The sequence below is a fragment of the Streptomyces sp. DG2A-72 genome (assembly GCF_030499575.1).
GTDB lineage: Bacteria > Actinomycetota > Actinomycetes > Streptomycetales > Streptomycetaceae > Streptomyces.
Window position 1 is genome coordinate 8,943,927 of sequence record NZ_JASTLC010000001.1, and the last position, 26,356, is coordinate 8,970,282.

A 26,356-nucleotide genomic window follows, 5' to 3' on the forward strand; every position below is an offset into this window, starting at 1 on the left:
ACATAGTACTGCCGTGAGCAAGCGATTGACCTGCGATGTCGTGGTCGTCGGGGCCGGCATGGTGGGCGCCGCGTGCGCCCTGTACGCCGGTCGCGCGGGCCTCGACGTCACAGTGGTCGACCGTGGCCCGGTGGCCGGCGGCACGACCGGCGCCGGCGAGGGCAACATCCTCGTCTCCGACAAGGAACCCGGCCCCGAGCTGGACCTCGCGCTCCTGTCCGGCCGCCTCTGGGCCGAACTCTCGGCGGAGTTCGGGAAGTCCGTGGAGTACGAGGCCAAGGGCGGCGTCGTGGTGGCCACGTCCCCCGGTGGACTCACCGCCCTGGAGCGCTTCGCCGACGGCCAGCGCGCCGTCGGAGTCGCCGCCCAACTCGTCGCACCCGACACCCTCTACGACCTCGAACCCCATCTCGCCCCCGGTCTTCCCGGCGCCGTCCACTACCCCCAGGACGCTCAGGTCATGCCCGCCCTGGCCGCCGCCCACCTCCTCAAGGCCTCCGGCGCCCGCCTGCTCACCGGCAGGACCGTGACGGACATCCTGCGCACACCGGACGGGGCGGTCCGTGGCGTACGCACCGACGGAGGCGACTTGCACGCCCCGGCGGTCGTCAACGCCGCGGGCACCTGGGGCGCCGACCTCGCCGCCCTCGCGGGCGTGGACCTCCCCGTCCTCCCGCGCCGCGGCTTCGTCCTTGTCACCGAACCGCTCCCGCGCGTGGTCCACCACAAGGTGTACGCCGCCGACTACGTGGCCGACGTCGCCAGCGACTCGGCGGCACTGCAGACCTCGCCGGTCGTGGAGGGCACGGCCGCCGGGCCGGTCCTGATCGGCGCGAGCCGTGAACGTATCGGCTTCGACCGGACCTTCTCCCTGCCGGCCGTACGGGCGCTCGCGGCGGGCGCGACGCGGCTGTTCCCGTTCCTGGAAGGGGTCCGCGCGATGCGCGCCTACCTCGGCTTCCGGCCGTACATGCCCGACCACCTGCCCGCCATCGGCGCCGATCCACGGGTGCCGGGCCTCCATCACGCCTGCGGTCACGAGGGTGCGGGCATCGGGCTCGCGACCGGCACGGGGCAACTGATCGCGCAGGTGCTGACCGAGAAGGCCCCGGACCTGGATGTGGCGCCGTTCCGGCCTGACCGCTTCGCCTCGCCCGAGGAGGCCGCGTGAGAACCCCGTTTGACTTGGCCGGGGCCCGGCCCGGTCCCGCCTTCACAGTCACGCTGGACGGCCGCGAGATCGAGGCCCTTCCCGGCCAGACCGTCGCCGCCGCGCTCTGGTCGGCCGGCGTCACCTCCTGGCGCACCACCCGTGCCGAAGGCCGCCCGCGCGGGATCTTCTGCGGCATCGGCGTCTGCTTCGACTGCCTGGTCACGGTCAACGACCGCCCGAACCAACGCGCTTGCCTCGTGCCGGTGCGGCCGGGCGACGCGATCCGTACGCAGGAGGGGACGGGGCACGATGACTGAACGGCCGCATCTCGCCGTGATCGGCGCGGGCCCGGCGGGCCTCGCCGCCACCGTGGCCGCCGCGGCGCGCGGTGTCCGGGTCACCCTGATCGACTCGGCGCCGGAGGCGGGCGGGCAGTTCTACCGTCAGCCCGCCGCCGAACTCCGCGCCCGAAGCCCGCAGGCCCTGCACCATCAGTGGCGGACGTGGGAGCGGCTGCGGGATGCCCTGGCCGGAGGCGTGGAGGCGGGACATGTCACGCACTTGACGGACCATCATGTCTGGCTCGTGGAAGGGCAGTCGGGTCACTTCACGGTGCACGCCCTGCTCGGCCCCGAGCAGGAGGAACCCGCCGTCGTGCAGACCGACGCCGTCCTCCTCGCCACCGGCGGCTACGAGAAGGTCCTGCCCTTCCCCGGCTGGACCCTCCCCGGCGTCATCACCGCGGGCGGCGCCCAGGCCATGCTCAAGGGCACCCTCGCCGTCTGGGGGCACACCGCCGTGGTCGCCGGGACCGGGCCGCTGCTGCTTCCGGTGGCGACCGGACTCGCCGCGGCCGGGGTGAAGGTGGCAGCGCTCGTCGAGTCCGCGCACCTCACAGATCTCGTACGACGGACCCGGGCGCTCGCGGCTCAGCCTGGCAAGGTCGGTGAAGGCGCCCAGTACGCCGCCCAGTTGCTCCGGCACCGGGTGCGCGCCCTCGTTCACCACACCGTGGTCGAGGCGCACGGCACCGAACGCCTCAAGGCGGTGACCGTCGCCGCGCTCGACGGCGCCGGACGCGTCCGGCCCGGCACCGAGCGGCGCATCTCCTGTGACACCCTCGCCGTCGGGCACGGCATGCTGCCGCACACCGACCTCGCCGAGACCCTCGGGTGCCGCCTCGACGGACCGAACGTGCACGTCGACGACGAGCAGCGCACCGACGTCCCCGGCGTCTGGGCCGCGGGCGAGATCACCGGCATCGGCGGCGCGGCCCTCGCCCTCGCCGAGGGGCACATCGCGGGCTGCTCGGCCGCCGCGCGGCTTAACGGTGCCGAGCCAGACCCGGGCGCGTGGGCCGCGGCAGCGAAGTCACGTAGCAGCTTGCGGGAGTTCTTCGCCGCGCTGGACACCGTGTACGCGCCGCCCGCGCACTGGGCCGAGCAGGTCACCGACGACACCGTGGTCTGCCGCTGCGAGGAGGTGACCGGCGGCGCGATCCGCGAGGCCGTCGGTGAACTCGGTGCCGGTGACCTGCGGAGCGTGAAGCTGCTGACGCGGGCCGGGATGGGCTGGTGCCAGGGGCGGGTGTGCGGGCCCGCGGTCACGGGGCTGGCCGGGTGCGCTCAGACGCCGGGCAGAAGGCCGTTCGCGCGGCCGGTGCCGTTGGGGGTGCTGGCTCGGGCAGGGGAGTCCGAAGTCGAGTGATGTCTCCAGTGATATGTCACATTCCATTCGGAGGGAACCTCATATGACCGCCACCGCGAACCGCCCCTGGCGGGGCATCCTCGTCGCCACCGCCCTCCCGCTCGACGACGACCTGTCCGTGAACCACGCCAAATACGCCGAACACTGCGCCTGGCTGGTCGAGAACGGCTGCGACGGCGTCGTACCGAACGGCTCGCTCGGCGAATACCAGGTACTCACCCCCGAGGAGCGGGCCAAGGTGGTCGAGACCGCCGTGGCCGCCATCGGAGGCGAGCGCGTCATGCCCGGCGTCGCCGCCTACGGCTCGGCGGAGGCTCGCCGCTGGGCCGAGCAGGCACGCGACGCCGGCTGCGCGTCCGTGATGCTGCTGCCGCCCAACGCCTACCGCGCCGACGAGCGGTCGGTGCTGGCGCACTACGCGGAGGTCGCCAAGGCGGGGGTGCCGATCGTGGCGTACAACAACCCCATCGACACCAAGGTCGACCTCGTACCGGAACTCCTCGCCAAGCTGCACGGCGAGGGCCACATCCATGCCGTCAAGGAGTTCTCCGGCGACGTCCGCCGCGCCTATCAGCTCGCCGAACTCGCCCCGGAACTGGACCTGTTGATCGGCGCCGACGACGTTCTGCTGGAGCTTGCGCTCGCGAGCGCCAAGGGCTGGGTGGCCGGCTACCCGAACGCGCTGCCCGTCGCGACCGTCGAGCTGTACCGGGCGGCCGTGGGCGGCGACCTCGCCACCGCCAAGAGGCTCTACGAGCAACTGCACCCGCTGCTGCGCTGGGACTCCAAGGTCGAGTTCGTGCAGGCGATCAAGCTGTCCATGGACATCGTCGGCCGGCACGGCGGCCCGGTTCGCCCGCCGCGCGTCCCGCTGCTGTCCGAGCAGGAGGCGGCCGTACGCGCCGCGACCGAGAAGGCCGTAGCCGCAGGGCTCGCGTGAAGGAGTCTGGACCATGCGCAGCAAACTCGTCCTGCACGCCGTCGACTCGCACACCGAGGGCATGCCGACCCGCGTGATCACCGGCGGGATCGGCACCATCCCCGGCGACACGATGAACGAGCGGCGGTTGTACTTCCGTGAACACCGGGACGACATCAAGCAGTTGCTGATGAATGAGCCGCGGGGCCACTCCGCGATGAGCGGCGCGATCCTCCAGCCGCCCACCCGCCCCGACTGCGACTGGGGCGTCGTCTACATCGAGGTCTCCGGCTATCTCCCGATGTGCGGGCACGGCACGATCGGCGTGGCGACCGTGCTCGTCGAGACCGGCATGGTCGAGGTCGTCGAACCGGTCACCACGATTCGGCTCGACACCCCGGCGGGCCTGGTCGTCGCCGAGGTGGCGGTGGAGGACGGCGCGGCGAAGGCGGTCACCCTCCAGAACGTGCCGTCCTTCTCCGTCGCCCTCGACCGCAAGATCGCGCTCGCCGACGGGCGGACGGTGACTTATGACATGGCATACGGCGGCAACTTCTACGCCATCCTGCCGCTGGACGAGTTCGGCCTGCCCTTCGACCGCTCCCGCAAGGACGACATCCTCAAAGCGGCCCTGTCCCTGATGGAGGCGATCAACGCCGAGGACGAGCCTGTCCACCCCGAGGACCCGTCGATCCACGGCTGCCACCACGTCCACCTGTACGCCCCCGGCTCCACCGTCCGCCACTCCCGGCACGCGATGGCCATCCACCCCGGCTGGTTCGACCGCTCGCCCTGCGGCACGGGCACCAGCGCGCGCATGGCGCAGTTGCACGCGCGCGGCGAACTCCCCCTGAACACCGAGTTCGTGAACGAGTCCTTCATCGGCACCCGGTTCACCGGCCGGCTGCTCGCCACCACCGAGGTCGCCGACCGCCCCGCCGTCCTGCCCAGCTTCACCGGCCGCGCCTGGATCACCGGGACGGCGCAGTATCTGCTCGACCCCGCTGACCCGTTCCCGGCGGGGTTCGTGCTGTGAGCCTGCGGCCCGCGTCCGGGGATATTGTCGTGTGACGCGTGACATTGCACCGTCGCACAGCCAGTTGCACCGCCTAGGAGAGTCCCATGCCCGCCCAGCGCACCAGCGCCCCGACCGCCGCTGCTCCCGCCCTGCCCACGGTGGGCGGCAAGAAGAGCAGCTACCGTGAGCGGGTCGCCGACGCCCTGCGGGCCGCGCTGATCGCCGGTGAACTGCGCCCCGGCGAGCTGTACTCCGCGCCCACGCTCGCCGCTCGCTTCGGCGTATCGGCGACCCCGGTCCGCGAGGCCATGCTGGATCTCGCCAAGGAAGGCCTGGTCGACACCGTCCCCAACAAGGGTTTCCGGGTCACCGAGGTGTCCGAGGAACAACTCGACGAGTACACGCACATCCGCGCCCTCATCGAGATTCCCACCGTCGTGGATCTGGCCAGGACCGCCGACTCGGTCTCGCTGGAGGCGCTGCGCCCGGCCGCAAGAGAGATCGTCGCCGCCGCTGCCGCCGGGGATCTCATCGCCTATGTCGAGGCCGACACCGCCTTCCATCTGGGTCTGCTCGCCATCGTCGGCAACGCGCACCTGGTCGAGGTCGTCGGCGACCTGCGCAAGCGCTCCCGTCTGTACGGGCTCACCGCACTGCTCGAGGGGGGCCGGCTGATGGCCTCCGCCGAAGAGCACCTCGAACTCCTCGATGCCCTGCTCGCCCGGGACGAAGACGCCGTGCGCGAGGTCATGACCCGTCACCTCGGCCATGTCCGCGGCCTGTGGGCGGCTCACGAATAACCATCCCACCTTCTGGACGCAAGCCGTGTGCCGTCAGGTGATGCTCTTCCCCGGGCCGGGTAGCGTCTCCCCGCGCTTCGCCGCCTGGATCTGCTCGTACACATGGGTCCGCAGCTCGGCGAAGCGCGGGGCCACCCGGGTGTGCAGCTGGTCGCGGTCGTCGGGCAGGTCGACCTTGAGCTGTTCCTGGATGACGGTGGGGGAGGAGGACAGGACGATCACCCGCTCGCCCAGGTACACGGCCTCGTCGATGTCATGGGTGACGAACAGGATCGTGATGCCGCGCTCCCGCCACAGCCCTCGTACGAGGTCTTCCAGGTCGGCGCGCGTCTGCGCGTCGACCGCCGCGAACGGCTCGTCCATCAGCAGTACCCGTGGCTCGTACGCGAGCGCGCGGGCGATGGCGACCCGCTGCTGCATACCGCCCGACAGCTGCCAGGGATAGGCGCCTGCCGCGTCCGCGAGCCCGACCGATTGCAGCGCGTCGGCCACCAGCTCTCTGCGCCGTGCTTTGCTCAAGTCCTTCTGCTTCAGGGGGAGTTCGACGTTCTCGCCGACCCGCATCCAGGGGAACAGACTCCGCCCGTACTCCTGGAACACGAAAGCCATCCCGGGCGGCGGCCCGGTCACCTTCCGTCCCTCCAGCAGCACTTCACCGGCCGTGGGCGCGAGCAGTCCGCCCATGCACTTCAGCAGGGTCGTCTTGCCGCAGCCCGACGGGCCGACGAGACAGACGAGTTCTCCGGCGTCGACGGTGAAGGTGAGGTCGCGGACCGCCTCGACCCGGCGCCCCGACCCCTCGTAGACCTTCTTCAGGCCGGATACGGCAAGAAGCGCGTGCATGGACCGCCCTTTCGCGAGGTTCACGGCGACCGCCTGGTCGAGGCGCGCAGGCCGTGGTACCAGCCGAGCACTCGGCGCTCGACCAGCTGGAAGACGACGGAGAGGAGGAAGCCGAGCAGACCGAGCAGGAGGATGCCGGTCCACATGTCGGGGATGGCGAAGCCGCGCTGGAACTGGACGATGGTGAAGCCGAGGCCGTTGCTGGCCGCGAACATCTCGCTGATGACCATGAGGATGATGCCGATGGACAGCGCCTGACGCAGCCCCGCGAAGATCTGCGGGCTCGCCGAGCGCAGCACGATGTTCCGCAGCCGTGCGCTGCCGGTAATGCCGTACGAGCGCGCCGTCTCGGCCATCACGGGGTCGACCGCGCGTACGCCTTCGACGGTGTTGAGCAGGATCGGCCAGACGCAGCCGCTGGCGATCACGGTGACCTTCATGGTGTCGCCGATGCCCGCGAACAGCATGATGACCGGCACGAGGACCGGGGGTGGCACCGCCCGCAGGAACTCCAGGACCGGTTCGCAGACCGCGCGCACGCGTCGGTAGGAGCCGATGACCGTGCCGAGTGCCACGCCGACGACCGCCGCGAGCGCGTAACCGCCGGTCAGCCGCAGCACGCTGGGCAGGACGTCGTCCTGGAGCCGGTCGGCGGTCCATACGTCGGGGAAGGTCTTGAGGATCGTCCGCAGCGGCGGCCAGTACACGTCCGTACTGCCGTCGGACGCGACCCACCAGCCCGCCACCAGCAGTGCGGGCAGCGCGAGCACGAAGGAGCCCCGCAGCAGCAGCCGGCTCACACCGCCACCTCCCCGCGCACCGACTGGTGCCAGGCCAGCGCCCGCCGCTCCACCGACCGCGCGCCCACGTTGATCAGCAGCCCCAGCAGGCCGGTGACCACGATCAGCGCGTACATGTCGGGCACGGCCTGCGAGGTCTGCGCCACAGCGATCCGCGCGCCCAACCCCGGTGCGCCGATGACGAGTTCGGCCGTCACCGCGAGGATCAGCGCGACGGCCGCGGCCAGGCGCACGCCGGTCATGACGTACGGCAGCGCGGTCGGCCAGAGCACATGCCGGATCCGCGCCCAGGTGCCCAGGCCGTACGACCGTGCCGTCTCGTCGGCGACCGGGTCCAGGTCCTGGACGCCGTACAGGGTCTGGATCAGCACCTGCCAGAAGGAGGCGTACACGACCAGGAGCAGGACCGAGCGGAGTTCGGTGCCGTAGAGGAGGACCGCCAGGGGGATCAGGGCGACCGAGGGGATCGGGCGCAGGAACTCGATCGTGGAGGCCGTCGCCTCCCGCAGATGGGGGACCACGGAGATGACCACGCCGACCACGATCCCCGCACAGGCCGCGATCGCCAGGCCCAGCGCCCAGCCGGTGAGGGTGTCCCCGAGCGCCGACCAGAAGGCGCCGTCGGTGAGTTCGCCACCGAGCGCGTCGGCGATCCGGCTGGTCGGCGGGAAGTAGTCGTCCTTGACCAGACCGAGCCGCGGCACCACCTCACCCAGGGCGAGGAAGGCCGCGAGCCCGGCCGCACCGAGTGCGGCGTTCACGCCCCTCACGGCAGCAGCGCGTCCAGGTCCGGCGTCTTCTTGAAGAGGCCGTCCTCCTCGCCCAGCTTCATCAGGGCTTCGATGGAGGCGCGGTTGGCCTCGGCCGGCCACTTGGGCAGGGTCACCCGCTCCAGGACGTCCGCCGGGATCTTCGTGTACGTCGTCATGATCGCTCGGGCCTCGTCGGGGTGGGAGTCGGCGTAGGCCAGGGACTGGGCGGTGGCCTCCCGGAACCTCTTCACCACGTCCGGGTTCTGCTGCTCGTACTGCTGCGAGGTGAAGTACATGGCGACGGTGAGGTCCGGGGCGATGTCGACCAGGGGAGAGGCGATCTCCACGCCGCCCTGGCTCCTGATCGTGGCGGTCGCCGGCTCGACCACGCAGGCGGCGTCGATCTGTCCCTTGTCGAGCGCCGCGGGCATCTGGTCGAAGGCGAGCTCGACGAGCTGCACCTTGTCGGGGTCGCCGCCCGCCGCGCGTACCGACTGACGCACCACGGTCTCGTTGATGTTCTTCAGGGTGTTGATGGCGACCTTCTTGCCCTCCAACTGCTTCGGCGACGTGATCGAGCTGCCCTTCTTCACCATCAGGCCGTTGAAGTCCTTGCCCTTCACACCGGTCGAGGCGATGCCGTTCACCACGGCCTTGATGGGCACGTTGTTGGACTGGGCGACCATCAGCGAGGTCACATTCGAGAAGCCGAACTGGAACTGGCCACTGACCACACCCGGCACGATCGCGGCGCCGCCCTGCGCGGGCGTCAGCTCCAGTTTCAGGCCGCGTTCACTGAAGAACCCCTTCTTCTGGCCCAGATAGAGGGGCGCGACATCGACAATCGGGATGATCCCCACCTTGACCGTGGTGGTGCCGCCGGACGAGGCGTTCGGGTCCGACGCGCCACCGTCGTCGGACGAGCCGCACGCCGTCGCGGCGGCCAGAACGGATAGGGCCGTGAGGCCGATGAACAGACGACGACGCATGACTCCCCCTGTGGGACCGGTCCTGGTGCTCCGAGAGGTTGTGCGCAGACTGCACGGGTGTGCTGTGTGGGAACGTAAGGCCCGGCCCCGGGCAGGGTCAATGTCCGTGTCATCACAGGTCGTTGACAGGGGGAGATGCGCGCTCTTAGCGTGCGCACAGCGCACGTTCATGCGTCCGCCCGGAGGCTACGATGCCCGCTGCACCCCGCGCACCGCACTTCGTCCGGTCCTTCGAGCGGGGTCTCGCCGTCATCCGCGCCTTCGACGCCGAGCACCCGGCTCTCACGCTCAGCGATGTCGCCCGCGCCTGCGGACTGACCCGCGCGGCTGCCCGCCGCTTCCTGCTCACGCTCGCCGACCTGGGCTACGTCCAGACCGACGGCCGGCGCTTCCGCCTCACCCCGCGCGTGCTGGAACTCGGCTACTCCTACCTCTCCAGCTTCACCCTGCCGCAGATCGCCGAACCGCATCTGGAGCAACTCGTCGCGCAGGTACGGGAGTCGTCCTCGCTGTGCGTCCTCGACGGCGACGACGTCGTGTACGTCGCGAGGGTCCCCACCAGCCGCATCATGACCGCGTCCATCACGGTCGGCACCCGCTTCCCGGCGCACGTCACCTCCGTGGGCCGGGTCATCCTCGCCCATCTGCCGGACGAGGAGATCGAGATCCGCCTCGCCCGCGCCGATCTGCGCCCCCTCACCGCCCGCACCGTCGTCACGGCGGACGCCCTGCGCGCCGAACTGCGCCGGGTACGGCGTCAGGGGCACGCCCTCGTCGACCAGGAACTGGAGGAGGGGCTGCGATCGGTCGCCGCCCCGGTGCGTGACCGGGACGGCGAGGTGGTGGCCGGCGTGAACATAGCCGTGCACGCCGGCCGCAACTCCGTCGAGTCCGTACGCCGCGATCTGCTGCCCCATCTGCTCGCGACGGTCGCCCGGATCGAGGCGGACGTACGGATCACAGGTCCAGCACGAGCCGCTTCCCCCGGCACCGGGACACACAGATGAGCATGGTCTCCCCGGCCTCGCGCTCCTCCTCCGTGAGGACCGAGTCACGGTGGTCCGGGGTGCCCTCGATGACGTCGGTCTCGCAGGTGCCGCAGGTGCCCTCGGTGCAGGAGAAGAGCACCTCGACACCCGCGGCACGCACGGTGTCGAGCACGGAGACGTCCGGCGGGACGGTGAGGGTGCGCCCGCTCTGCTGCAGGACGACCTCGAACTCCTCGTCGTCTCCGGTCTGTTGCTGCTCCTTCGGGCTGAACCGCTCGACGTGCAGCACTCCGGCCGGGCAGCGCTCCTCCACCGCGTCCAGCAGCGGCCCGGGACCGCAGCAGTAGACGAGGGTGCCCTCGGGGAGGTCGTCGAGGACCGGGGCGAGGTCGAGCAGGCCGGCCTCGTCCTGCGGAGCGACGGTGACGCGGTCGCCGTACCGCCGCAACTCCCCGGTGAACGCCATGGACCGGCGGCTCCGTCCGCCGTAGAGCAGCGTCCACTCGGCGCCCGCCGCTTCCGCCGCCGCCAGCATCGGAAGGATCGGCGTGATGCCGATGCCGCCCGCGATGAAGCGGTAGCGGGGTGCCGGGGCCAGCGCGAAGTGGTTGCGGGGCCCGCGCACCCGCACCTTGTCGCCCGGCCCCAACTGCCCGTGCACGTGCGCAGATCCGCCCCGCCCGTCCGGCTCCCGCAGCACCGCGATCCGCCACACCGAGCGGTCCGCCGGATCCCCGCACAGCGAGTACTGCCGCTCCAGCTCCGGACCCAGTACGACGTCGATGTGCGCCCCCGGCTCCCAGGCCGGGAGCTCCTCGCCCAGGGGATGGCGCAGGGTGAGGGCGAGCACGCCGTCGGCCGCGGCCTCCCGGCGGTCGACGACGAGTTCGGCTTCGTACACGGTCATGAGTCGCTTCCTCGCGGCTGGTGTCCTTCGGGGTGGTGTCCTTCGGGGTGGTGTCCTTCGGGGTGGCCCAGCATCCACTCCCACATCTCGATCGGATCCTGGGCGGTGTGCTCGGCGCCGCAGTGACAGGTGCCGTGCAGGATGTCGGTGCCCGGCAGCCAGTCGATGCGGTAGATCTCGCCCGTGGGGCTCGTCACTGGACCTTCTCCATCGGCTTGTCGCCCTCCTCCACCAGCCGGGCGAGGATACGCCGGGCTGCCAGGCCGCCGGTGTCGATGTTGATGCTCAGCTCCTGGTACCCCGTCCGCTCGGTCCCGAGCGTCTTCTGGAGCAGGTTGAGGGCGTCGACGTCCTGCATGACGACGGTGTGGTTGTTGCCGCGCAGGAACTCGGTGACCTCGTCGTCGTCCGTCGCCCAGTCCCGGGAGACCATCCAGAAGTCGTACACCTTGCCGTCCGAGGACGGCGTGATGGCGTACGTGATCTCGGTGTGGAAGCCGTTCGGATCGCTGCCGTCGGCCTCCGGCACCACGCCGACCGGGGCGATCCGGCTGTGCAACAGATAGAGGCAGGGGGCGTGGTACTCGATGTCCTGCCAGCGGGTGATGCGGCCCTCGATGCCGGTGGACTTGGCGTAGAACGGCGGGCACTCGGCGTCGTCCATGTGCCGGCTGACCCGCACGATCCCCGCGCCCTCGTCGACCTCGGTGGTGATCGGCGTCTCGGCGACCTCGGGGGTGCCGATGTAGCCGCCGTGCAGATACGTCTCGTGGGAGAGGTCGAGGAGGTTGTCGACGAGCAGTCCGTAGTCGGCGTCGATGGGCTCCATGCCGCGGACGGTGGTCCAGCCGGGGGCGTCGAGGTGCCGGGCGCGCGGGATGGTCTGCGGGTCCGCGAGCGCCGGGTCGCCGATCCACACCCAGATCAACGAATCCTGCTCGACCACCGGGTAGGAGGCGACGCGGGCCGTGCGCGGGATGCGTTTCTGCCCGGGCACGTACACGCAAGCGCCCGTCGTGTCGTACGTGAAGCCGTGGTAGCCGCAGACGATCCGGTCGCCGTCGAGACCGCTCTCCGACAGCGGGTACCGGCGGTGCACACACCGGTCGTGCAGCGCGACGGGCGTTCCGTCGCCCTCGGTGCGGTAGAAGACGAGCGGCTCACCGAGGACGGTCCGGCCGAGCAGCTCACGCCCGACCTCGTGGCTGTAGGCGGCGACGTACCACTGGTTCCTGGCGAAAGTCGTCATGTGCGGCATTGGCTTCGGCTCCCGTCGTTGGGTGATGGCGACATCGTCCGGAAGGGTGTCACGGCGCCGCAATACCTCTTCCGCCTCACGGAAGGCTCTGGGGAAACTTCCTGTTCAGGACGGGTGCTCGTTTGTGGGAGTGAAATCAGGAGTGCGCTGAGCCGGCGATCTCGCTGAGCGTTTCCGCCGATGGTTTGTGTCAGCCTGGCATTCCCGCTTTGCGATATATAACGGCTTTGAGCATTTTGTATCGATCGTTGCGCCGCAAACTGTCTGCACAGGAGCAGAAATTGCATCGTCGCAGATCAATCATGTTCGTCGGCTCGGGAGAGGGCTTCGGGGGCGAATCCGGGTCGAATCTGCCCTCCTTTCGACTCTCCAGTGTGTTGTCGCAGGTCGGACAGGCAGCGCGAAGGCTTGGGGACAGGGATCGCGAGGAGGCTGCTGGATTGACGGACGCGGGGACGCGGCCGTCGACCGGCTGTTCGTCTCCCGGTGGCACCCGTGAGACGCCAGCTCTCGCTTGCGGAAACGGGACTGCTGTCGGATGGTGACTCGGCCCACGAGTGGCCCGGTTAGGTTTCGGGTGGCGCGGCCAGGACGGGTCCTGGTCCGGCTGCGTCCCCAGTCCTATGTCGGGGTTGGGCAGCGAGCGGGGAGTGAATTCGGGTCGAGCAGAGCAGCGGACTCATAATCCGTCGGCCGTGGGTTCGAGTCCCACTCGCCCCACCGGGCAGGCATCTGACCTGCGGAAACGTCTCATCGAGGGTGCGGATTCAGTCTGTTGGGTCAACGGACTGAATCCGCTGCTCGTGACTTCAACGGCGTTGCCGTCAAAGGTAGTTCGAACTGTTCTGACCTGCACGGATGTCGTAGCTCATAGCCAGGAGAGGTCGCCGCATGTGGTCTCTGTGAGTGGCTGGGCGCTTGATTCGGGACGCTGGCAGGACGCAGGGAAATCGGAAGTGGCTGCCGCGGCACTGTCCTGCCCGAGACTGCTGTGGTTGGTGGCCGGGTGGCGGACGATGATCAGGGTGCTGGACGCCCCTTAGATGTGTACTGACCCGGGAGGTTGATCAAGCGGGCGATGGGCGGCTTGTTCCCGATGGCGGTGTGTGGCCGGTGGTGGTCATAGGTGTGGAGCCAGGCGGAGAGGGCGGCCCTGCGTTCGGCTTCTGAGACGTAGCAGCGGGCGTATCCCCAACCGTCAGCGAGGGTGCGGTGGAATCTCTCGATCTTCCCGTTGGTCTGCGGGCGGCGGGGTCGCGTGCGTGAGTGCTTGATCCGAAGTTCGGTGCAGGCGTCGCGCCAGAGGTGTGACACGGGCGGCGCCATTGTCGGAGAGCACCCGCTCGACGGTGACGTCACGGTCGGCGAACCAGGTCACGGCTCGGCAAAGGCGACACGAGAGTGGTCGTCGATGACGGTGTGAACGAATGCGTAGCCCATCTTCGGGTCGTGGTGCTGATTCTTCGGCTTCCCTTCCGTCCGCGCGCGGTTGCGTGTGCCTTGCGCGCGACCGACGAATCGCCATCCGCCTCCGTCGGGAATGTTGCCGAGCTTCTTGACGTCGACGTGGATCATCGACCCCGAGTGAGGGTGTTCGTAGCGGCGTACCGGGTCTCCCGTAGCACGATCGAGGTAGTTCAGACGGCTGATGTGGCAGCGCCGAAGCACCCGGTGCACGGTCGATGGCGCGACCCCGGTCAAGGCAGCGAGCTGGACAGGGCCGATGCGCTTGCGCAGGCGCAGCGAGACGATTCGTTTCGTCGTTGCTGCTGGCGTCTTCGCGGGGCTGGTGTGTGGTCGGGAGGATCGGTCGGTCATGGGCTGCCCGGCTGCGTACCTGCTCGCCCATCGCTTGACGGTTGGCCATGAGCATTGGAATCGGGCGGCGACTTCGCGGATCAGGACTCCTTGGTCGACGACCAGTTGGGCGACCTTGAGTCGCGCTCGCGGGGTCAGGGCGGAGTTGGCATGACTCACAGACTCGGTTCCTTCACCCGGGCTGCCTCGGCGCGGGCCGTCGGCTGCTTGAACGCGTGCAGTGATAGCCACACGGCGACAAGGAGGCTCGCGATGCAGATTCCGAGTGCGACGTGGTAGCCGGTTTCGAATGCGTGACGGGCCGTGCCCTGCATCTGGGTGGGAACTGCATGGAGGTTTCCGGTGGCGATGGTGCCGGGGGCAGAGTGCGTGTGCCCGAATCGCGATGCGACCCAGGTGTGGTGCGTCACTGCCGCGCCGATGGCGCCGACGAGCGCGAGGCCTACGGCGGTACCGAGCTGGCGCGAGGAGTTCAGCACCGCCGAGGCAGCACCCGCGACGGGCGCGGAGACGTCGCGCATGGCCACGTGGGTGATCCCAGGAACCAGCAGTCCGAAACCGACTCCTGCGACCAGGTACCCGATGCCCGCCACGGCGAATGGGGTGGTTGGCGTCAAGGTGCTCAGTGCTGCCACACCGAGCGCTCCGGCCGCGCAGCCCGTGGTCACGATGGCACGTGGCGTGAAGCGTTGACTGAGTTTGCCGGCCATCTGCGCGGCCACTAGGAACGGGGTGTTCATCAGCAGCCACGACAGGCCGGTGTGAAGTGCGGACCAGCCGAGAACGTTCTGGAACATCAAGGTGACGTAGTAGAGCGTGCCGCTGAAGGCCAGGTAGCTGGTGAAGTAGATGAAGCAGGCACCGATGAACGCTGAGTTGCTGCGCACCGCTCTCGGTACCAAAGGATCGCTGGCGCGGCGTTGCCACTGCACGAACGCCACGAGAACGAGCCCGCCACCGATGAGCGGCAACAGGGTTCGTGCCGGATCCCAGGACACGTCAGTCGCGGTGATCAGCCCGAAAGTCACTGATGTCAGGCCCACCGACGCGAGCACGACACCCGGCACGTCAAGCGGCCGCGACTCGGACGTCGTAGCGGCCCGTGGGATGGTCAGCAGAATCAAGACAACCGTGACGACAATGATCGGGAGATTGGCCCAGAAGATCGTTGACCAGCCGAAGGCCGACAGCAGTAGGCCGCCGACGATCGGGCCCGCGCCGAAGCCAATGCCGCCGATCGCTGCCCACCAGCCGATCGCGTGACCGCGCTGTTCCGGCGGGTAGGTATCGGTCAGTACGGCGAGGGTGAGCGCCAAGATGTCGGCTCCGCCAACTCCCTGACCGATTCGCGCGCACACAAGCGCCACGGGGCTGGGTGCCAGCGCTGCTCCGGCGGAGCAGAGGCCGAAGACGACCAGACCGGCCAACAGGACCGGCCGGTGGCCAAGCCGATCACCGAGTGCACCCATCAACGGGATCAGTGCAGCCAGCCCGAGGGCGTAGCCGCTGATGATCCACTCCAACGAGCCTGGCGCCACTTGCAGCTCATGCTGGATCGTCGGGAGGGCGACATTGACGATCGTGACGTCGAGCTGGATCAAGAAGCCAGCCAGACACAAGGCCAGCAGCGCCATCCGGCGTCGTTGTCGGGCATCTAGGGTTGGCGCTGATTGGTTCGGGGTCATCACATCGTGCTCCAGTCACGTTCTCGCTCGTAGGCGTGTCACAGGCACTGACACCCCGCAACACGAGGACGTGACTGGATGGACTCTGCTGAACAGCTCAGCCGACACTTCGAAGAGAGCCGTCAACGGCTGACCGCACTGGCCTACCGGATCCTCGGCAACAGCGCGGATGCAGAAGACGCTGTCCAAGATGCCTGGGTGCGCCTCAGCCGTCCCGGCGCAACAGACGTCGCCGTCGTCACCAACCTCGATGGATGGATGACGACCGTCGTCTCACGCACATGTCTCAACAAGCTGAGAGCGCGAACCGCGCGACCCGAGAGTCCAACAGACGCAGCCGGGCCCGAACTCCACGTGCGCCCCGACCAGGCACTGAGCCCAGAGGATCAGGCTCTTCTCGCCGAGCAGGTCAGCCTGGCGCTCCACATCGTTCTACAAAGTCTGACGCCACCAGAGCGCCTCACGTTCGTGCTGCACGACTCCTTCGGAATGCCGTTCAGTGAGATCGCCAACGTCCTCGGCAAGTCGACCGAAGCTACCCGCAAACTCGCCAGCCGCGCGCGTCAACGAGTGCACGCCGTAGATCCCGCCGAGATTGAGACCAATCCCGCAAGTCAACGCAGCGTGGTCAACGCCTTCTTCGCAGCATCCCGCGACGGTGACATCGACACGCTTCTCACTCTGCTGCACCCCGAGATCACATTCCACGCCGACGGCGGAGCCACCCGGCCTGCCACGTCCGCCACGATTCGCGGCCCAGAGAACGTGACACGACGCGCAGCGACATTCGCCATCCCGGACGCCACGTTCCAGCCCATCACGCTAAACGGCAGCGCGGCTGTCGTCGTCCGCACCAACCACCAGCCCGTCTCGATCATGGCTTTCGTGATCTCCCACGGCCGAATCGTCCAGATCTACTCACTGCTCGACCAACCACGTATCGAGCAACTGGTCAACGGCATCGGGTAGGCCCGCCGGCTCAGCGACAACGCATCTCCCCAGAGCGCCCCTCGCTGAGCCGCTCAACCAATGTCCCGGGTCAGTACAGCTAGGAAGGCCTCAGGGCGCAGCCGGCGATTCCGGTGGTGGTGCCTACGCACGAGCTTCACGCCGGACCGCCCACTCATCGCAGGACATGTTGCTGCCTGGCTCGCCGAGCCTCGAGCGCGCTCGTTGTGAGCGAGCGCCCCTGGGCCGTCAGCTCGTAGTACCGCCGGGGCGGACGCCCGGGATGCGGCTCGGTCTCGGTCCAGCTGGAGGCCCAGCCGTGCCCTTTGAGCCGATCGAGGATGGGGTACACGGTGCCGGAGCCGAGGTCGGCATCGCGGCAAATGCTGAGCCCCCACGCAGGGGCATCGTCCGTCGACGCCAGCAACACCTCCAGCACGGCGATGGTCGGCTTGGTCAGCCTAGTGCTGTGGCCGCATAGGTTCGCCGGTTTGGTGGTCGTGGCGGTTGGATGTGCGGTGACGTCCGATCTGATGGCTGGGGGTGTGGTGGCTGAGCCTGTCCGTGTGCGCCGGTTGACCGATCAGGAGGGGCAGAAGCTGCAGCAGATCGTTCGCCAGGGCAGCACGAGCACGGTGCCCTACCGGCGGGCGATGATGCTGCTGGCCTCGGCCGACGGGAACCGGGTACCGGTGATCGCCCAGCTGGTGCAGGCCGATGAGGACACCGTCCGGGATGTGATCCACCGGTTCAACGAGATCAGCCTGGCCTGCCTGGACCCTCAGTGGGCGGGAGACCGTTCCCGCCTGCTCAACCGTGACGACGAGGAATTCGTCGTCCAGACGGCCACCACCCGCCCCACCAAACTCGGCCAGCCGTTCACCCGCTGGTCACTGCGCGAACGCGTCGCCTACCTGCGCAAAGTCCACGGCCGTGTGATCCGCATTGGCCGCGAGGCGTTACGCGAGTCCCCGGACCCCGAGCGGAAGGCGAAGCTGGACCGGATCGAAGAGGTCCTGGACCGCTTCCCGGACCGGGGCTTCGCGTTTGACGAGTTCGGTCGGCTATAACCACCTGTATGCCGGCGCTGTCAGGCCCCCCGGAACCCCGTCGGAGAGACGGCCCTCGAAGGAGCTCTCACTAGAGTGCGATCCATGGAACCCCGTTGGCTCTCCCCCGAGGAGCAGCGCGCCTGGCGCGCCTACCGCGACCTCAGCCTGGTACTGGAGGACGCTCTCGACCAGCAACTGCGGCACAAGGCCGACCTCAGCCACCTGCACTACTCGGTGATGGTGTTCCTCTCGGAGGCCCCCGAGCGACGGCTGCGCATGACAGACCTCGCCGAACAGCTGAAGATCGCCCGGACACGGCTCTCCTACACCGTCAGCCGCATGGAGGAGCGCGGCTGGGTGCGCCGCGAGGACGCGCCGGGGGACGGACGGGCCCAGCTCGCCGTGCTGACGGACGAGGGGCTGACCGCCCTAGAGCAGGCCGCCCCCAGTCACGTCGCCACTGTCCGGGCTGCCGTCTTCGACCGGCTGACACCCGAGTCGAAGACGTCCGTGACCTGAAGGCGGCGTCGGCCGAAGCTGACCACTGCGGTGAAGCCGAGGATGCTCGCTATGCCGATGAGGAACGCCATCTTGTGACCGCTGTGTTCGATCACGGCTCCGCTCGCGGCCTGGCCGGCGGCGTTGCCCAGGGCGATGACGGTGGTGACCCATCCGAAGGCTTCCGAGACCTGATGGGGCGGTACGAGCGAGTCCAGGAGGGTGTTCTGAGTGGTGAGTTGGGGAGCCAGGGTGAGGCCCGTGAGGATCATCGCTGCTGCGATGCCGTAAAAGCCGCCGATGAAGACCGGGCAGAGCAGCAGGCCGAAGGCCGCCATCAACAACGGCAACCGCAGGGATGCTTCGGAGGGCCGGGGGCGACGGTTGTAGCCGAGTCCGCCCACGACGGAACTGACGGACCAGGCGGCCAGCAGCAATCCGGCGGCCGTCGGCATACCGAGTGCGCTTGCTGCGGCCGGTACACCGACCGCGACGAAACCGACTCCGACACCGAATCCCAGCGCGGCCATCAGCAGGATCGGCATTCCTCGATGGTGCAGGACCGCTTGCGTGTGCTCCGGCGACTGCACGGCACTGCGTTCTGCGCCGCGGTGTCGACGTGCGGCCGGGGCCAGGGCAAAGCCGATGGCCGCCATGGTAATGACACCGGAGGCCAAAGTCAGAGGAGTTCCCGGCCACAGCGTTGCGGCCAGAGTGGCGGCGATGGCCGGGGCGATGAGATAGCAAGTTTCGGTGCTGATGGTCTCGTAGCTGTATGCCGTCCGACGCGGCGAGACCGCCGGGACGAGGCGCGGCCACATCGACCGGGACACGACGGCCAGCAACGGCTGTGTGGCGCTCTGGGCGAGGACCACGCAGACCAGCGGAAGATTCAGTGAACGCTGGGCAGAGACCATGGCGATCAGCGCGAGACTCAGCGGGCCGTACGCTGCTGCCAGGACGAGCAGGGGGCGGCTGGGCCCGAACCGGTCGATCAGTCGGCCTTGTCCGATCGCCCCGGCGGCCGTGCCGATCAGACTGACCGCGGTCATGCTCCCGGCCAAGGCATAGGAACCGCTGGTCGCGCTCACGTACAGCAGCAGGCTCAGGTTCGTCATTGCGAACGCCAGCCGCCCCAGCAGTGACCACACCACCAGCGGCGGCGCCCCGTGCGCCGTGAGAACGGCGCGGTAGCCGGAGGCTCCGTCGTGCTGGGTGTCACGCCGTATCCGCCGTGAACGTAACCGCATGGATGCTCCATTCCCTGCCGATCCGGCGTAGAGCGTTGCAGCCTCTCCTTGATAACGCACACCGGTAGCGATTGGATAGTCATATGGAGCTTTCGGAACGGCATCTGGCAATCATGAATTGTCTTCGTGAAAGCGGGCAGGTCGATGTGTCCGAGCTGGCCCAGGCGACGGGCGCTTCTGAGGTGACCATCCGCCGGGATCTGGAGCAGCTGGCCGCGCTGGGTGCGCTGCGGCGGGTGCGGGGCGGGGCCGTCAGCGACCTCGCGCGCGGGGATGAACCCCCGTTCGTCTTCCGCGAACTGGACAACGCTGAGGCCAAGCACGCCATCGGCACTGCGGTCGCCGAGTTGGTCCAGGACGGGGAGGCGGTCCTGCTCGACGGCGGGACCACCGCCTTGCATATCGCTCGCGCCCTGGCCGGACGCCGGGTGACGGTCATGCCACTGTCCCTGCAGGCGGCCAATGTCCTGTCGGCCGCGGCACCGACCCGGGTCATCCTGCCCGGCGGCGACCTGCGGCCCGGAGAATTGGCCGTCAATGGGCCGCTGGCCGAGGCGAGCCTGCGCGCCCTGCGCTTCGACACCGCGATCCTCACCTGCTGCGGCGTCTCCGTCACGGACGGGATCACCACCTACAACCTGGCCGACGCCGCTGTGAAGCGTCTGGCCATTACCCAGGCACGACGCGTGCTGCTGGCCGCTGACGCCAGCAAGTTCACCCGCACCGCGCTGGCCATGATCGCACCACTCGACCGCGTCGATGTCCTGGTGACCGATGGCGCAGCACCACAGGTCATCGTCGATGCCATCGAAGCTCTGGGCGTCGCAACGCACCGAGGCTGAGCACCCAGCAGGAAGCCGCAACTAAGCTCCCACCAGCCGTACGCCAACTGCGGGCCACTCCGGTACGCAAGCAAGCCGAGGCTTCACGGAAGAGCGGTCACAACCAACTGAAGCGCTCAGTCACATGAGCGTCACACCACTTGTGACCTTCAGTGGTAAGTGGCCAGAGACGTCGAGAAGTCCGCTGGTGAGCGGCCGGTGTTCAACTACGGTTGGCCATTTTGCTCAGAGATAGTTGGCCACTCCAAGCATCGGAGTTGGCCACAGGGTAGTGCCCCCTGGGCGACTCTCCAGGGTGAGGGCTCTGCAACGTCCGGCGTCATTCATCGCTTCGCACTGCCCGTCTCGTAGTCTGTCAGCGCGATTGAACAGTCCGTTCCCGAAGGCTCGACTCCTCCTGACTGTCGGGACCGTTCAGGCGGGATGGAGCCCACCGTGCGGCCGGTTCGCGCCTCGTAGACAGTGGCACGGTACCGGCCCTGGTAGTAGTCGACGCGATAGGACGAGCCGGAATGGTCCTTGTACGCGCAGGCGGCGATCGAGGTGTCCGACACGCGACCGATCAACGTGGCGCACGCCACCAACTGCACATCCTCCGGAGCCGGTTCCGGCCCTGTGACGAAGTCGGGATCCCCCGTCACAGGGAAGACCACCAGCGGATGCGGTGCCGGGTCGCGGTAGGCCGCCGCACTCTCATACCCGGCATGGTCCTCGCAGACGCGCTCCAAGTCTCATAGGCTGTCCAGCCGTTCGTCCCGGTGCTCGCCGTGGTCGGTATAGTTCGTCAGCTCAGCGACTGCGTACAGCACGAGCCACAGCGTGACCACGGCGGTCGCGATGCATCCCGGCGAGCGGACCGATTTTTTTCTCATGGCGCGGAAGGCTAGGCGAAGACGCGCGGGACCGGACCCGGCGCTGGTACCGACGTCACGGAACTTGAAACTGCTGAACTTGATTGAGCACTGTGCATCGTGAAGTTGCTGGTCACGGGTCTGGTGTGCGTGGGGTTCGGGGTGCTCGTGCTGGTCGTGGGCGGATGACTTCGGTGAAGATCGTCGGTCACCGGGAGACTTCGCGGTTCGTGAGGACGAGCAGGGACCTGACCAGGGCGGTCGCCCGCGTCGGGTCGGTGCGGACCTTGCCGAGCACGCGCCAGTTCTTGAGGTGGGCGAAGCCGTGCTCGACCGGTGCCCGGACCGCTTCCAGTGCGGTGTTCGAGAGTTTCTGTCCTCGTGTCAGGGGGCGGTTCCGGGCGGCCTTGTAGCCGGTGATCACCGCCGGGTCGATGTCGGGGCCGCTGTCGTCGAGGCCGACGAAGCCCAGGTCGGCGATGGCGCCAAGGCCGGCCGCCCGCAGCCTGGCGGTGAGCTGGTCGTGCTGGCAGGCGGTGATCTCCGAGGTCCGTCCGGGCCGGGCCGCCGAGACCCAGAGGAGCCGGCCGCGGTCGTCGGTGAGCGCGATGACGAGCAGGCCATGGCATTTGCTCTTGCCGGAGTAGTTCTTCCGGTCCTCTTTGCCGGTGCGCCGCCGGGTGCGGATCAGCGTGCCGTCCAGCAGCACCACCCCGCCACCCTTGTGGGCGATCTTTTTGAGGGCGCGGTCCGGGCGCAGGGCGCGGGCGGCCAGCAGGCCGACGACTTCCCGCACCCACCGGGTCACGGTGGTGCGGTGTATCTGGTTGCCGCCGGCCAGGTCGCCCGGCCGCTGGTCACAGCGCAGTACCGCCAGCACGATGGCGGCGATCTTCCCCGCGGGCAGGGCCCGCCACCGCGAGCCGATCTTCTTCAGGTGGCCGCGTATCAGGCTGGCGAGCCAGTTCAGGGTGGCACTCGACAGCGGCAGGCAGGCAGTGCAGACAAGGTCGTCAGGGCCCTCGACGGGATGGTTGTTTTTCTTCACCCTAAACTCAACTGCCGCCGGGGGCCCGCTAGTTACGCTCCGTCGGCGCCCGCATTGCCTACGCCTACGAGCGTGCGGTGAACCTGCCGTCGGGACGCTTGTGCAGTCGGCCGCGGTCGCCGAGCTTGGTCAGCTTCGCCCGCAGCGGTTCCAGCTTCCCGCGCACCGTCACCTCAAGGCCCAGCTCCTCGCTGACGGCCCTGACCTGCATCGGGCCGTCGGCAGCCCGCACGATCGCCAGGATCTTGCGGTAGTCGGCGGGCAGCGCGGCCTCGTCGGGATTCTCGCTGCGGTGTGGGATCAGCAGGACCGCCCGCCCCGCCACCCGGGCCGCCGTCGGGGCGACGGCCGCGGCGGCCTCCTGCGCAGCCCGGTCCTGTTCGGCCAGCCGGTTCAGGACCCGCTAGGCGATCACCAGTTCCTCCTGCTCGGCCTGGACCTCCGCCAGTTGCTTGGCCAACCCCTCGGCAAGCGTGTCGAGTTCATTCCGGCGAGCCGTGATCCGCTCCAGCTGCAGCATCTCCACGCCCTCCCCACGCCCTCCCGGCGCACCGGCCCGGCCACGGATCGTAGGAGCGGCACTGCGGTTGGCGCAGCAGAACCCGGCAACGGCCCCGGCCGACAGGTCAGACGATCTTCACCATGGACACCCGCCGACGACCAGCGCGAGTATCCTGCCCGCCCCGCACACCAGACCCATGACCTGCGTACTTCATGTTCCACAGGTCTCATTGGGGCGCGGGCAGCTCGTCCTCCGTCCAGATCAACGTTCGGGGAAAGTCCGGATGGGCGTCCGTGGCCTCCCACTCCTCATCACCCGGCAGTATTGCGATCCAAGGGCGCGGCGAGGCGAGCAGGTTCCCGACGAAATCGAGAACCGACGACAAAGTTCCCCCGGGAAGTTGCGCGTCGGACGAGTAGGGGCTCTCGATGTCCCACCAGCCCAGCTTTCCCGTTCTGGTGTCAACAAGGAGCATGTTGCTACTCAGAGCGGCTATGGGCACGATGAAGGGTTTATCGGTTTCGCTCAGGTTACTGTCGTCCGTCATGGCGAAACGTAGCCATGATGCGTGCTTCTTAAGAATGTCTTCGGTGCTGAGCAGCGTGAAGCCGGGAGGGATGATCGTGGTGATGCCGGAGCCGTCGTGGCGGAGCAGGGAACGTTCCACGTCCTCCGGTAGGTGTACCCCGAGCTGATCATGAAGTTGTTGGATGCCCGAGGGAGTGCACGGCCCTGGCAAAGCAGGCTCGTTCGGTGCATGCCGGACTATCCACTGTTCGATCTTCTCCCAGGACTCTTCAACCGACATGTTCCACTCCTTCGTCGTCGTAGATGACGGTCACAGTGTGGTGTCCGCGCTGCCGGACGGCAGCGCGGACACCACACATGCCGAGCAGTTATGCGTTACGGGCAGGGTTTTCCGCGGACCAGGGAGAATACCCCGGCCAGAGGGCGTTGTTCTGGTCGACAGGGTATCGCTGTCTTCTGCGGTTGCTGGGTCGAGTACTTGATGTTCGCTTCGCTCCGTTTGACGTTGGAAGTCTCCAGAGTGAACGAAACGAATCGCGGCCGGTAGATCGTGGGATCACGATAGTGTGCGGCGCCGGGCGCGATGTTGCTGTCGAAGTTATTCACGTTGTAGGACAGGATCCAGCGGCTGTCACTCGACAGTGAAGGGTGGACGTGTGCGTTGTAAGAGAAGCACTTTCCGTCTTCTTCTTTCTCGGTGCAGTCTCCGTAAGGACCCGGTTCAGGCATTTGATAGACCTCGTCGTGGCCTACCCAGGAGCCAAAGGGGCCGTAGGGATCGCAGCCGTTCCACATACGGATCTTTCCGCTGAACGCTACGGTGCTGTCCTGGCTGACGAGGACGTAGTTGCCCTTGAATGGGGTGACGCTGTATTCGTTGGCGACGCCCGTCAGTGCGTTGTCGCCCTCGGTCTCGCCATACATCCACTCGCCTCTGGCGGAGTTGAGGTATTGCCACTTGTCCGGGTCGGCAATGTTGGTTCCCTTGACGCGAGCAATCCTCATGCCCTTGTGGGTGGGTGCGTCATCGACACCGTAGATGTAGGTGTACCCGTCGTCGCTCTGATCGGCTGACATGACGGCTGCTCCCCACTGGACGCCTGCTTCGGCGGGCAGCGGCTGCATCCACTCGGGAGCGGTGAGATCGTCAGGGTCGAAGGTTGCCACGAGTGATCGCTTGATCTTGAAGTCCCAGAGGCCCTCGCCGAACTTGTACCACTCGTGGAAGACGACCTGTAGTTTCTTCTTTCCCCCGATGGTGGTGATGAGGCCGTCTCCGAGCCAGTACCAGTGTTTGTCCGCCTGGGGAGGCATGAGTGCTTTGGGGTTGCTGTCCGAGCCTCCCTTAATGGTGGTGAGGTTGTCTCCGACCTGGGCCACGAAGGAGCTGTTGATCAGGCCCGCACTTGTCGGCCGGGTGCCGTCGTCGTTCAGCGGACCGAGGAAAGTGTCGGAGAACATCCACAAGCGGCGACCGTCGGGCATGGTGACGCTGTAGGTGGAGTCCCCTCCCGTCCAGCCATTGCGCGTGGTGGCGGCATACTTGTTGAACACGTCCTCCGGGTACGCCTTGGGGGCTGCTTGTTTGGCTTCCACCACGGCATTTCCCTCGCACTGGTGGTAGGTGACGGGAGCAGCGGCCCCGCTCGGTTTATTGGGCCCGTTGTACTCGCCCCCGGAGGGGGTGATCAGGTGGACGTAGAACCTGTCGCCGTCGAGTATGCGACTTGATACGTAGAAGTGCGCCGTGAGGTCGGTTCCAGCGAGCTGATTGTGTTCGGCGTTGATCGGCTTCACGGAGAAATGCCGGAACCCGTCATTGGGTTCGATCCCGTTCACGCCCGTTGCGGATCCCTCATAGGTGGATGCGTACGGGTACTCGTCACAGTCGCGGGGATACGACAGCGCGTCAGAGTAACGGCCGAAGTAGTTCCTGCACTGAAGGGTGGACCTGTCTCTGTTCGCCCTGTTGTCGCTTGCGCTGAAGCGCCTCGTGAGCGGATCTTTACTCTTGGGGGAGCCAGGTATCTGCTTCTTGTATTGCGAGGAAGGCTTCGTCCGGTCGGGAGTGTTCTGTGCCTCCCAGACGTGTTCCGTCTGCTCTACCCACTCAGGACGCGAATCGAATCGATAGGTGACCGGCTCATCGTCATCGAAGACACATCCACGCGCGGACCCCACGTAGGTAGCCGAGTCGCAGCGGAAGGGAACATCTTCGATCCTGTTCACCTCCTGCGCGGTGAACTCGATGTCGAAGGTCGAGTTTGCGACCTTGTCGCCGGACAACGATCCTTCCGGGGAAAAGAAGGTCACCCACTCGTTGACGTCATCGAGGTAACGCCACTCGCTGAGCGGGGCAGTTCGGCCACCTTGGTCGTTGCAGGTCACGCCACCCGTCTTTGGGTGGCATATCCCTTTCAGCCCGAAGCGCTGGGTCCAGTCCGGGGTCCCGGTAGTGCGCCAGTTGTCCAGGTGGATCCACACATCGACGTTGCGGTCAGCTTCCGCCGGCCCTGAGCTCGCTTTGCCCAGGGCCGTCAGCCGGAACCGGATGGAGCCGCGGCTGGTCTGGTACAGGATGTCACCCATGGCGCACCAGGTCAGCCGGTCCATGATCATGTGGCGTTTGCCGGCCGGGTAGGGGGCGTTGCGGCAGGTTTCTAAGTCTGCCTCGGCAACCGCCTTCCGCTTCTTCTGCGACGCCAGCTCTTCGTAGTCGGGGGAGTGCTGGTGCATGTACCGGGAAAGTTCTGTTCTTTCCTCGGGTGTCATCGGCTTCTTCGACCGTTCCCAGACCTTGGTGTCACTGGTCTTCTCTCCCGATGAAGACCCGTGGTCGGCGTCCTGGCCAGCAGTCAGGGCCGTCGCGAGAAGTGCTGCGATCACAAAAGTGATCAAGGTTCGTAACTTGCGTCTTCGTTTCAATTCTCGCCTCCGTGGTTCAGGCCATTACTGAGGAGGCCACAGTAAAACTGACGCATTCTTGATCAAACAAGGCGCGATATTCTGTAAAGGTGTGTTTGGCTTAAAACAGCTACTCCAGCGTGGAGTTGCTTCCCTTCACGACGCGTCGCGGGCGCCCCCGGCGCGAGCCGTGGCCTCTTCGTCGTAGTGGGCGAAGGGCCTGCTCGGTACTCTCCGTGGCGGCTGGCGAACCGGCCGGTAGCATGCCCGCATGCGCCCGCTCACCTCCGTCAGC

The 26,356-nt window shown here is 67.7% G+C and carries 27 protein-coding genes and 2 pseudogenes; 11 read left to right on the plus strand and 18 right to left on the minus strand.

Features of this window, described 5'->3' with window-relative positions; genetic code table 11:
• The first annotated feature begins 13 nt into the window (after positions 1–13).
• The 6 genes from QQY66_RS42465 (at position 14) to QQY66_RS42490 (ending at position 5,597) form a co-directional block, all read left to right on the plus strand.
• On the plus strand, positions 14–1,171 hold the full coding sequence (locus QQY66_RS42465) for an FAD-binding oxidoreductase (RefSeq protein WP_301985743.1): 1,158 nt from the start codon (positions 14–16) through the stop codon (positions 1,169–1,171).
• Positions 1,168–1,470, plus strand: a complete 303-nt coding sequence (locus tag QQY66_RS42470; protein ID WP_301985744.1) for a (2Fe-2S)-binding protein — start codon at positions 1,168–1,170, stop codon at positions 1,468–1,470. The genes QQY66_RS42465 and QQY66_RS42470 overlap by 4 nt, the downstream gene beginning before the upstream one ends.
• Positions 1,463–2,860: an NAD(P)/FAD-dependent oxidoreductase gene (locus QQY66_RS42475; RefSeq protein WP_301985745.1), complete on the plus strand. Its 1,398-nt coding sequence runs from the start codon at positions 1,463–1,465 to the stop codon at positions 2,858–2,860. The genes QQY66_RS42470 and QQY66_RS42475 overlap by 8 nt, the downstream gene beginning before the upstream one ends.
• Positions 2,861–2,903: 43 nt before the next feature.
• The gene (locus QQY66_RS42480; RefSeq protein WP_301985746.1) at positions 2,904–3,800 is read left to right on the plus strand and encodes a dihydrodipicolinate synthase family protein; all 897 of its coding nucleotides are present in this window, start codon (positions 2,904–2,906) and stop codon (positions 3,798–3,800) included.
• 13 nt (positions 3,801–3,813) lie between these two features.
• Positions 3,814–4,815 carry a proline racemase family protein gene (locus QQY66_RS42485; protein ID WP_301985747.1) on the plus strand — a complete coding sequence of 334 codons (1,002 nt, stop codon included), beginning with the start codon at positions 3,814–3,816 and terminating at the stop codon, positions 4,813–4,815.
• Positions 4,816–4,901: 86 nt separating this feature from the next.
• The gene (locus tag QQY66_RS42490) at positions 4,902–5,597 is read left to right on the plus strand and encodes a GntR family transcriptional regulator (RefSeq protein WP_301985748.1); all 696 of its coding nucleotides are present in this window, start codon (positions 4,902–4,904) and stop codon (positions 5,595–5,597) included.
• 33 nt (positions 5,598–5,630) lie between these two features.
• Here QQY66_RS42490 and QQY66_RS42495 read toward each other — a convergent pair whose 3' ends face one another.
• From QQY66_RS42495 to QQY66_RS42510, 4 genes are read right to left on the minus strand one after another with little or no spacing between them, the layout of a single operon-like run.
• The gene (locus tag QQY66_RS42495) at positions 5,631–6,440 is read right to left on the minus strand and encodes an ABC transporter ATP-binding protein (protein ID WP_301985749.1); all 810 of its coding nucleotides are present in this window, start codon (positions 6,438–6,440) and stop codon (positions 5,631–5,633) included.
• A gap of 20 nt (positions 6,441–6,460) precedes the next feature.
• Positions 6,461–7,240, minus strand: coding sequence for an ABC transporter permease (locus QQY66_RS42500; RefSeq protein WP_301985750.1), 780 nt, complete (start codon positions 7,238–7,240; stop codon positions 6,461–6,463).
• Positions 7,237–8,010, minus strand: a complete 774-nt coding sequence (locus QQY66_RS42505) for an ABC transporter permease (RefSeq protein WP_301985751.1) — start codon at positions 8,008–8,010, stop codon at positions 7,237–7,239. The genes QQY66_RS42500 and QQY66_RS42505 overlap by 4 nt, the downstream gene beginning before the upstream one ends.
• The gene (locus QQY66_RS42510) at positions 8,007–8,981 is read right to left on the minus strand and encodes an ABC transporter substrate-binding protein (protein ID WP_301985752.1); all 975 of its coding nucleotides are present in this window, start codon (positions 8,979–8,981) and stop codon (positions 8,007–8,009) included. The genes QQY66_RS42505 and QQY66_RS42510 overlap by 4 nt, the downstream gene beginning before the upstream one ends.
• A 191-nt stretch (positions 8,982–9,172) precedes the next feature.
• Here QQY66_RS42510 and QQY66_RS42515 point away from each other — a divergent pair, with 191 nt between their 5' ends.
• Positions 9,173–9,988, plus strand: coding sequence for an IclR family transcriptional regulator C-terminal domain-containing protein (locus tag QQY66_RS42515; RefSeq protein WP_301985753.1), 816 nt, complete (start codon positions 9,173–9,175; stop codon positions 9,986–9,988).
• Here QQY66_RS42515 and QQY66_RS42520 read toward each other — a convergent pair.
• The 5 genes and pseudogenes from QQY66_RS42520 to QQY66_RS42540 form a co-directional block, all read right to left on the minus strand.
• Complete coding sequence (locus tag QQY66_RS42520) at positions 9,939–10,877, minus strand: PDR/VanB family oxidoreductase (RefSeq protein ID WP_301985754.1); 939 nt, start codon at positions 10,875–10,877, stop codon at positions 9,939–9,941. The two genes, QQY66_RS42515 and QQY66_RS42520, sit on opposite strands and share 50 nt — an antisense overlap.
• The gene (locus QQY66_RS42525; RefSeq protein ID WP_301985755.1) at positions 10,874–11,074 is read right to left on the minus strand and encodes a hypothetical protein; all 201 of its coding nucleotides are present in this window, start codon (positions 11,072–11,074) and stop codon (positions 10,874–10,876) included. The genes QQY66_RS42520 and QQY66_RS42525 overlap by 4 nt, the downstream gene beginning before the upstream one ends.
• Positions 11,071–12,135 (minus strand): aromatic ring-hydroxylating dioxygenase subunit alpha, encoded by a 1,065-nt coding sequence (locus QQY66_RS42530; RefSeq protein ID WP_301985756.1) that lies wholly within the window; start codon positions 12,133–12,135, stop codon positions 11,071–11,073. The genes QQY66_RS42525 and QQY66_RS42530 overlap by 4 nt, the downstream gene beginning before the upstream one ends.
• A 1,020-nt stretch (positions 12,136–13,155) precedes the next feature.
• Positions 13,156–14,112: pseudogene (locus QQY66_RS42535) on the minus strand (IS481 family transposase).
• On the minus strand, positions 14,109–15,587 hold the full coding sequence (locus tag QQY66_RS42540; protein WP_301985757.1) for an MFS transporter: 1,479 nt from the start codon (positions 15,585–15,587) through the stop codon (positions 14,109–14,111). The pseudogene QQY66_RS42535 and the gene QQY66_RS42540 overlap by 4 nt, the downstream one beginning before the upstream one ends.
• 129 nt (positions 15,588–15,716) lie before the next feature.
• On the opposite strand from QQY66_RS42540, the gene QQY66_RS42545 reads away from it, so the two are divergent.
• Positions 15,717–16,607 carry a sigma-70 family RNA polymerase sigma factor gene (locus QQY66_RS42545; protein ID WP_301985758.1) on the plus strand — a complete coding sequence of 297 codons (891 nt, stop codon included), beginning with the start codon at positions 15,717–15,719 and terminating at the stop codon, positions 16,605–16,607.
• A 154-nt stretch (positions 16,608–16,761) separates the two neighbouring features.
• Here the strand turns inward: QQY66_RS42545 and QQY66_RS42550 are convergent, their stop codons facing one another.
• Positions 16,762–17,025, minus strand: coding sequence for a helix-turn-helix transcriptional regulator (locus QQY66_RS42550; protein WP_367667034.1), 264 nt, complete (start codon positions 17,023–17,025; stop codon positions 16,762–16,764).
• Between the two features lie 109 nt (positions 17,026–17,134).
• Between QQY66_RS42550 and QQY66_RS42555 the strand changes: the two are divergent.
• A pseudogene (locus QQY66_RS42555) lies at positions 17,135–17,653 on the plus strand (transposase); the annotation flags it as partial.
• Between the two features lie 87 nt (positions 17,654–17,740).
• On the plus strand, positions 17,741–18,157 hold the full coding sequence (locus tag QQY66_RS42560; RefSeq protein ID WP_367667035.1) for a MarR family winged helix-turn-helix transcriptional regulator: 417 nt from the start codon (positions 17,741–17,743) through the stop codon (positions 18,155–18,157).
• On the opposite strand, the gene QQY66_RS42565 is transcribed toward QQY66_RS42560, so the two are convergent.
• Complete coding sequence (locus tag QQY66_RS42565) at positions 18,088–19,386, minus strand: MFS transporter (protein ID WP_367667036.1); 1,299 nt, start codon at positions 19,384–19,386, stop codon at positions 18,088–18,090. The two genes, QQY66_RS42560 and QQY66_RS42565, sit on opposite strands and share 70 nt — an antisense overlap.
• Positions 19,387–19,469: 83 nt before the next feature.
• Between QQY66_RS42565 and QQY66_RS42570 the strand changes: the two genes are divergently transcribed.
• Positions 19,470–20,228: a DeoR/GlpR family DNA-binding transcription regulator gene (locus QQY66_RS42570; protein WP_301985759.1), complete on the plus strand. Its 759-nt coding sequence runs from the start codon at positions 19,470–19,472 to the stop codon at positions 20,226–20,228.
• Between the two features lie 323 nt (positions 20,229–20,551).
• On the opposite strand, the gene QQY66_RS42575 is transcribed toward QQY66_RS42570, so the two are convergent.
• From QQY66_RS42575 to QQY66_RS42605, 7 genes are all read right to left on the minus strand, one after another.
• Positions 20,552–20,956 carry a hypothetical protein gene (locus QQY66_RS42575; protein WP_301985760.1) on the minus strand — a complete coding sequence of 135 codons (405 nt, stop codon included), beginning with the start codon at positions 20,954–20,956 and terminating at the stop codon, positions 20,552–20,554.
• A 3-nt stretch (positions 20,957–20,959) separates the two neighbouring features.
• Positions 20,960–21,100 carry a hypothetical protein gene (locus QQY66_RS42580; protein ID WP_301985761.1) on the minus strand — a complete coding sequence of 47 codons (141 nt, stop codon included), beginning with the start codon at positions 21,098–21,100 and terminating at the stop codon, positions 20,960–20,962.
• 187 nt (positions 21,101–21,287) lie between these two features.
• Positions 21,288–22,127 carry a transposase family protein gene (locus tag QQY66_RS42585; protein WP_301985762.1) on the minus strand — a complete coding sequence of 280 codons (840 nt, stop codon included), beginning with the start codon at positions 22,125–22,127 and terminating at the stop codon, positions 21,288–21,290.
• Between the two features lie 64 nt (positions 22,128–22,191).
• Positions 22,192–22,452, minus strand: coding sequence for a hypothetical protein (locus QQY66_RS42590; protein WP_301985763.1), 261 nt, complete (start codon positions 22,450–22,452; stop codon positions 22,192–22,194).
• A 78-nt stretch (positions 22,453–22,530) separates the two neighbouring features.
• Entirely contained in the window at positions 22,531–22,653 is a 123-nt protein-coding gene (locus tag QQY66_RS42595; RefSeq protein WP_301987793.1) for a hypothetical protein, read from the minus strand.
• A 202-nt stretch (positions 22,654–22,855) separates the two neighbouring features.
• Positions 22,856–23,437, minus strand: coding sequence for an SMI1/KNR4 family protein (locus QQY66_RS42600; RefSeq protein ID WP_301985764.1), 582 nt, complete (start codon positions 23,435–23,437; stop codon positions 22,856–22,858).
• Positions 23,438–23,532: 95 nt separating this feature from the next.
• Entirely contained in the window at positions 23,533–26,055 is a 2,523-nt protein-coding gene (locus QQY66_RS42605; protein ID WP_301985765.1) for a NucA/NucB deoxyribonuclease domain-containing protein, read from the minus strand.
• Between the last annotated feature and the right edge of the window lie 301 nt (positions 26,056–26,356).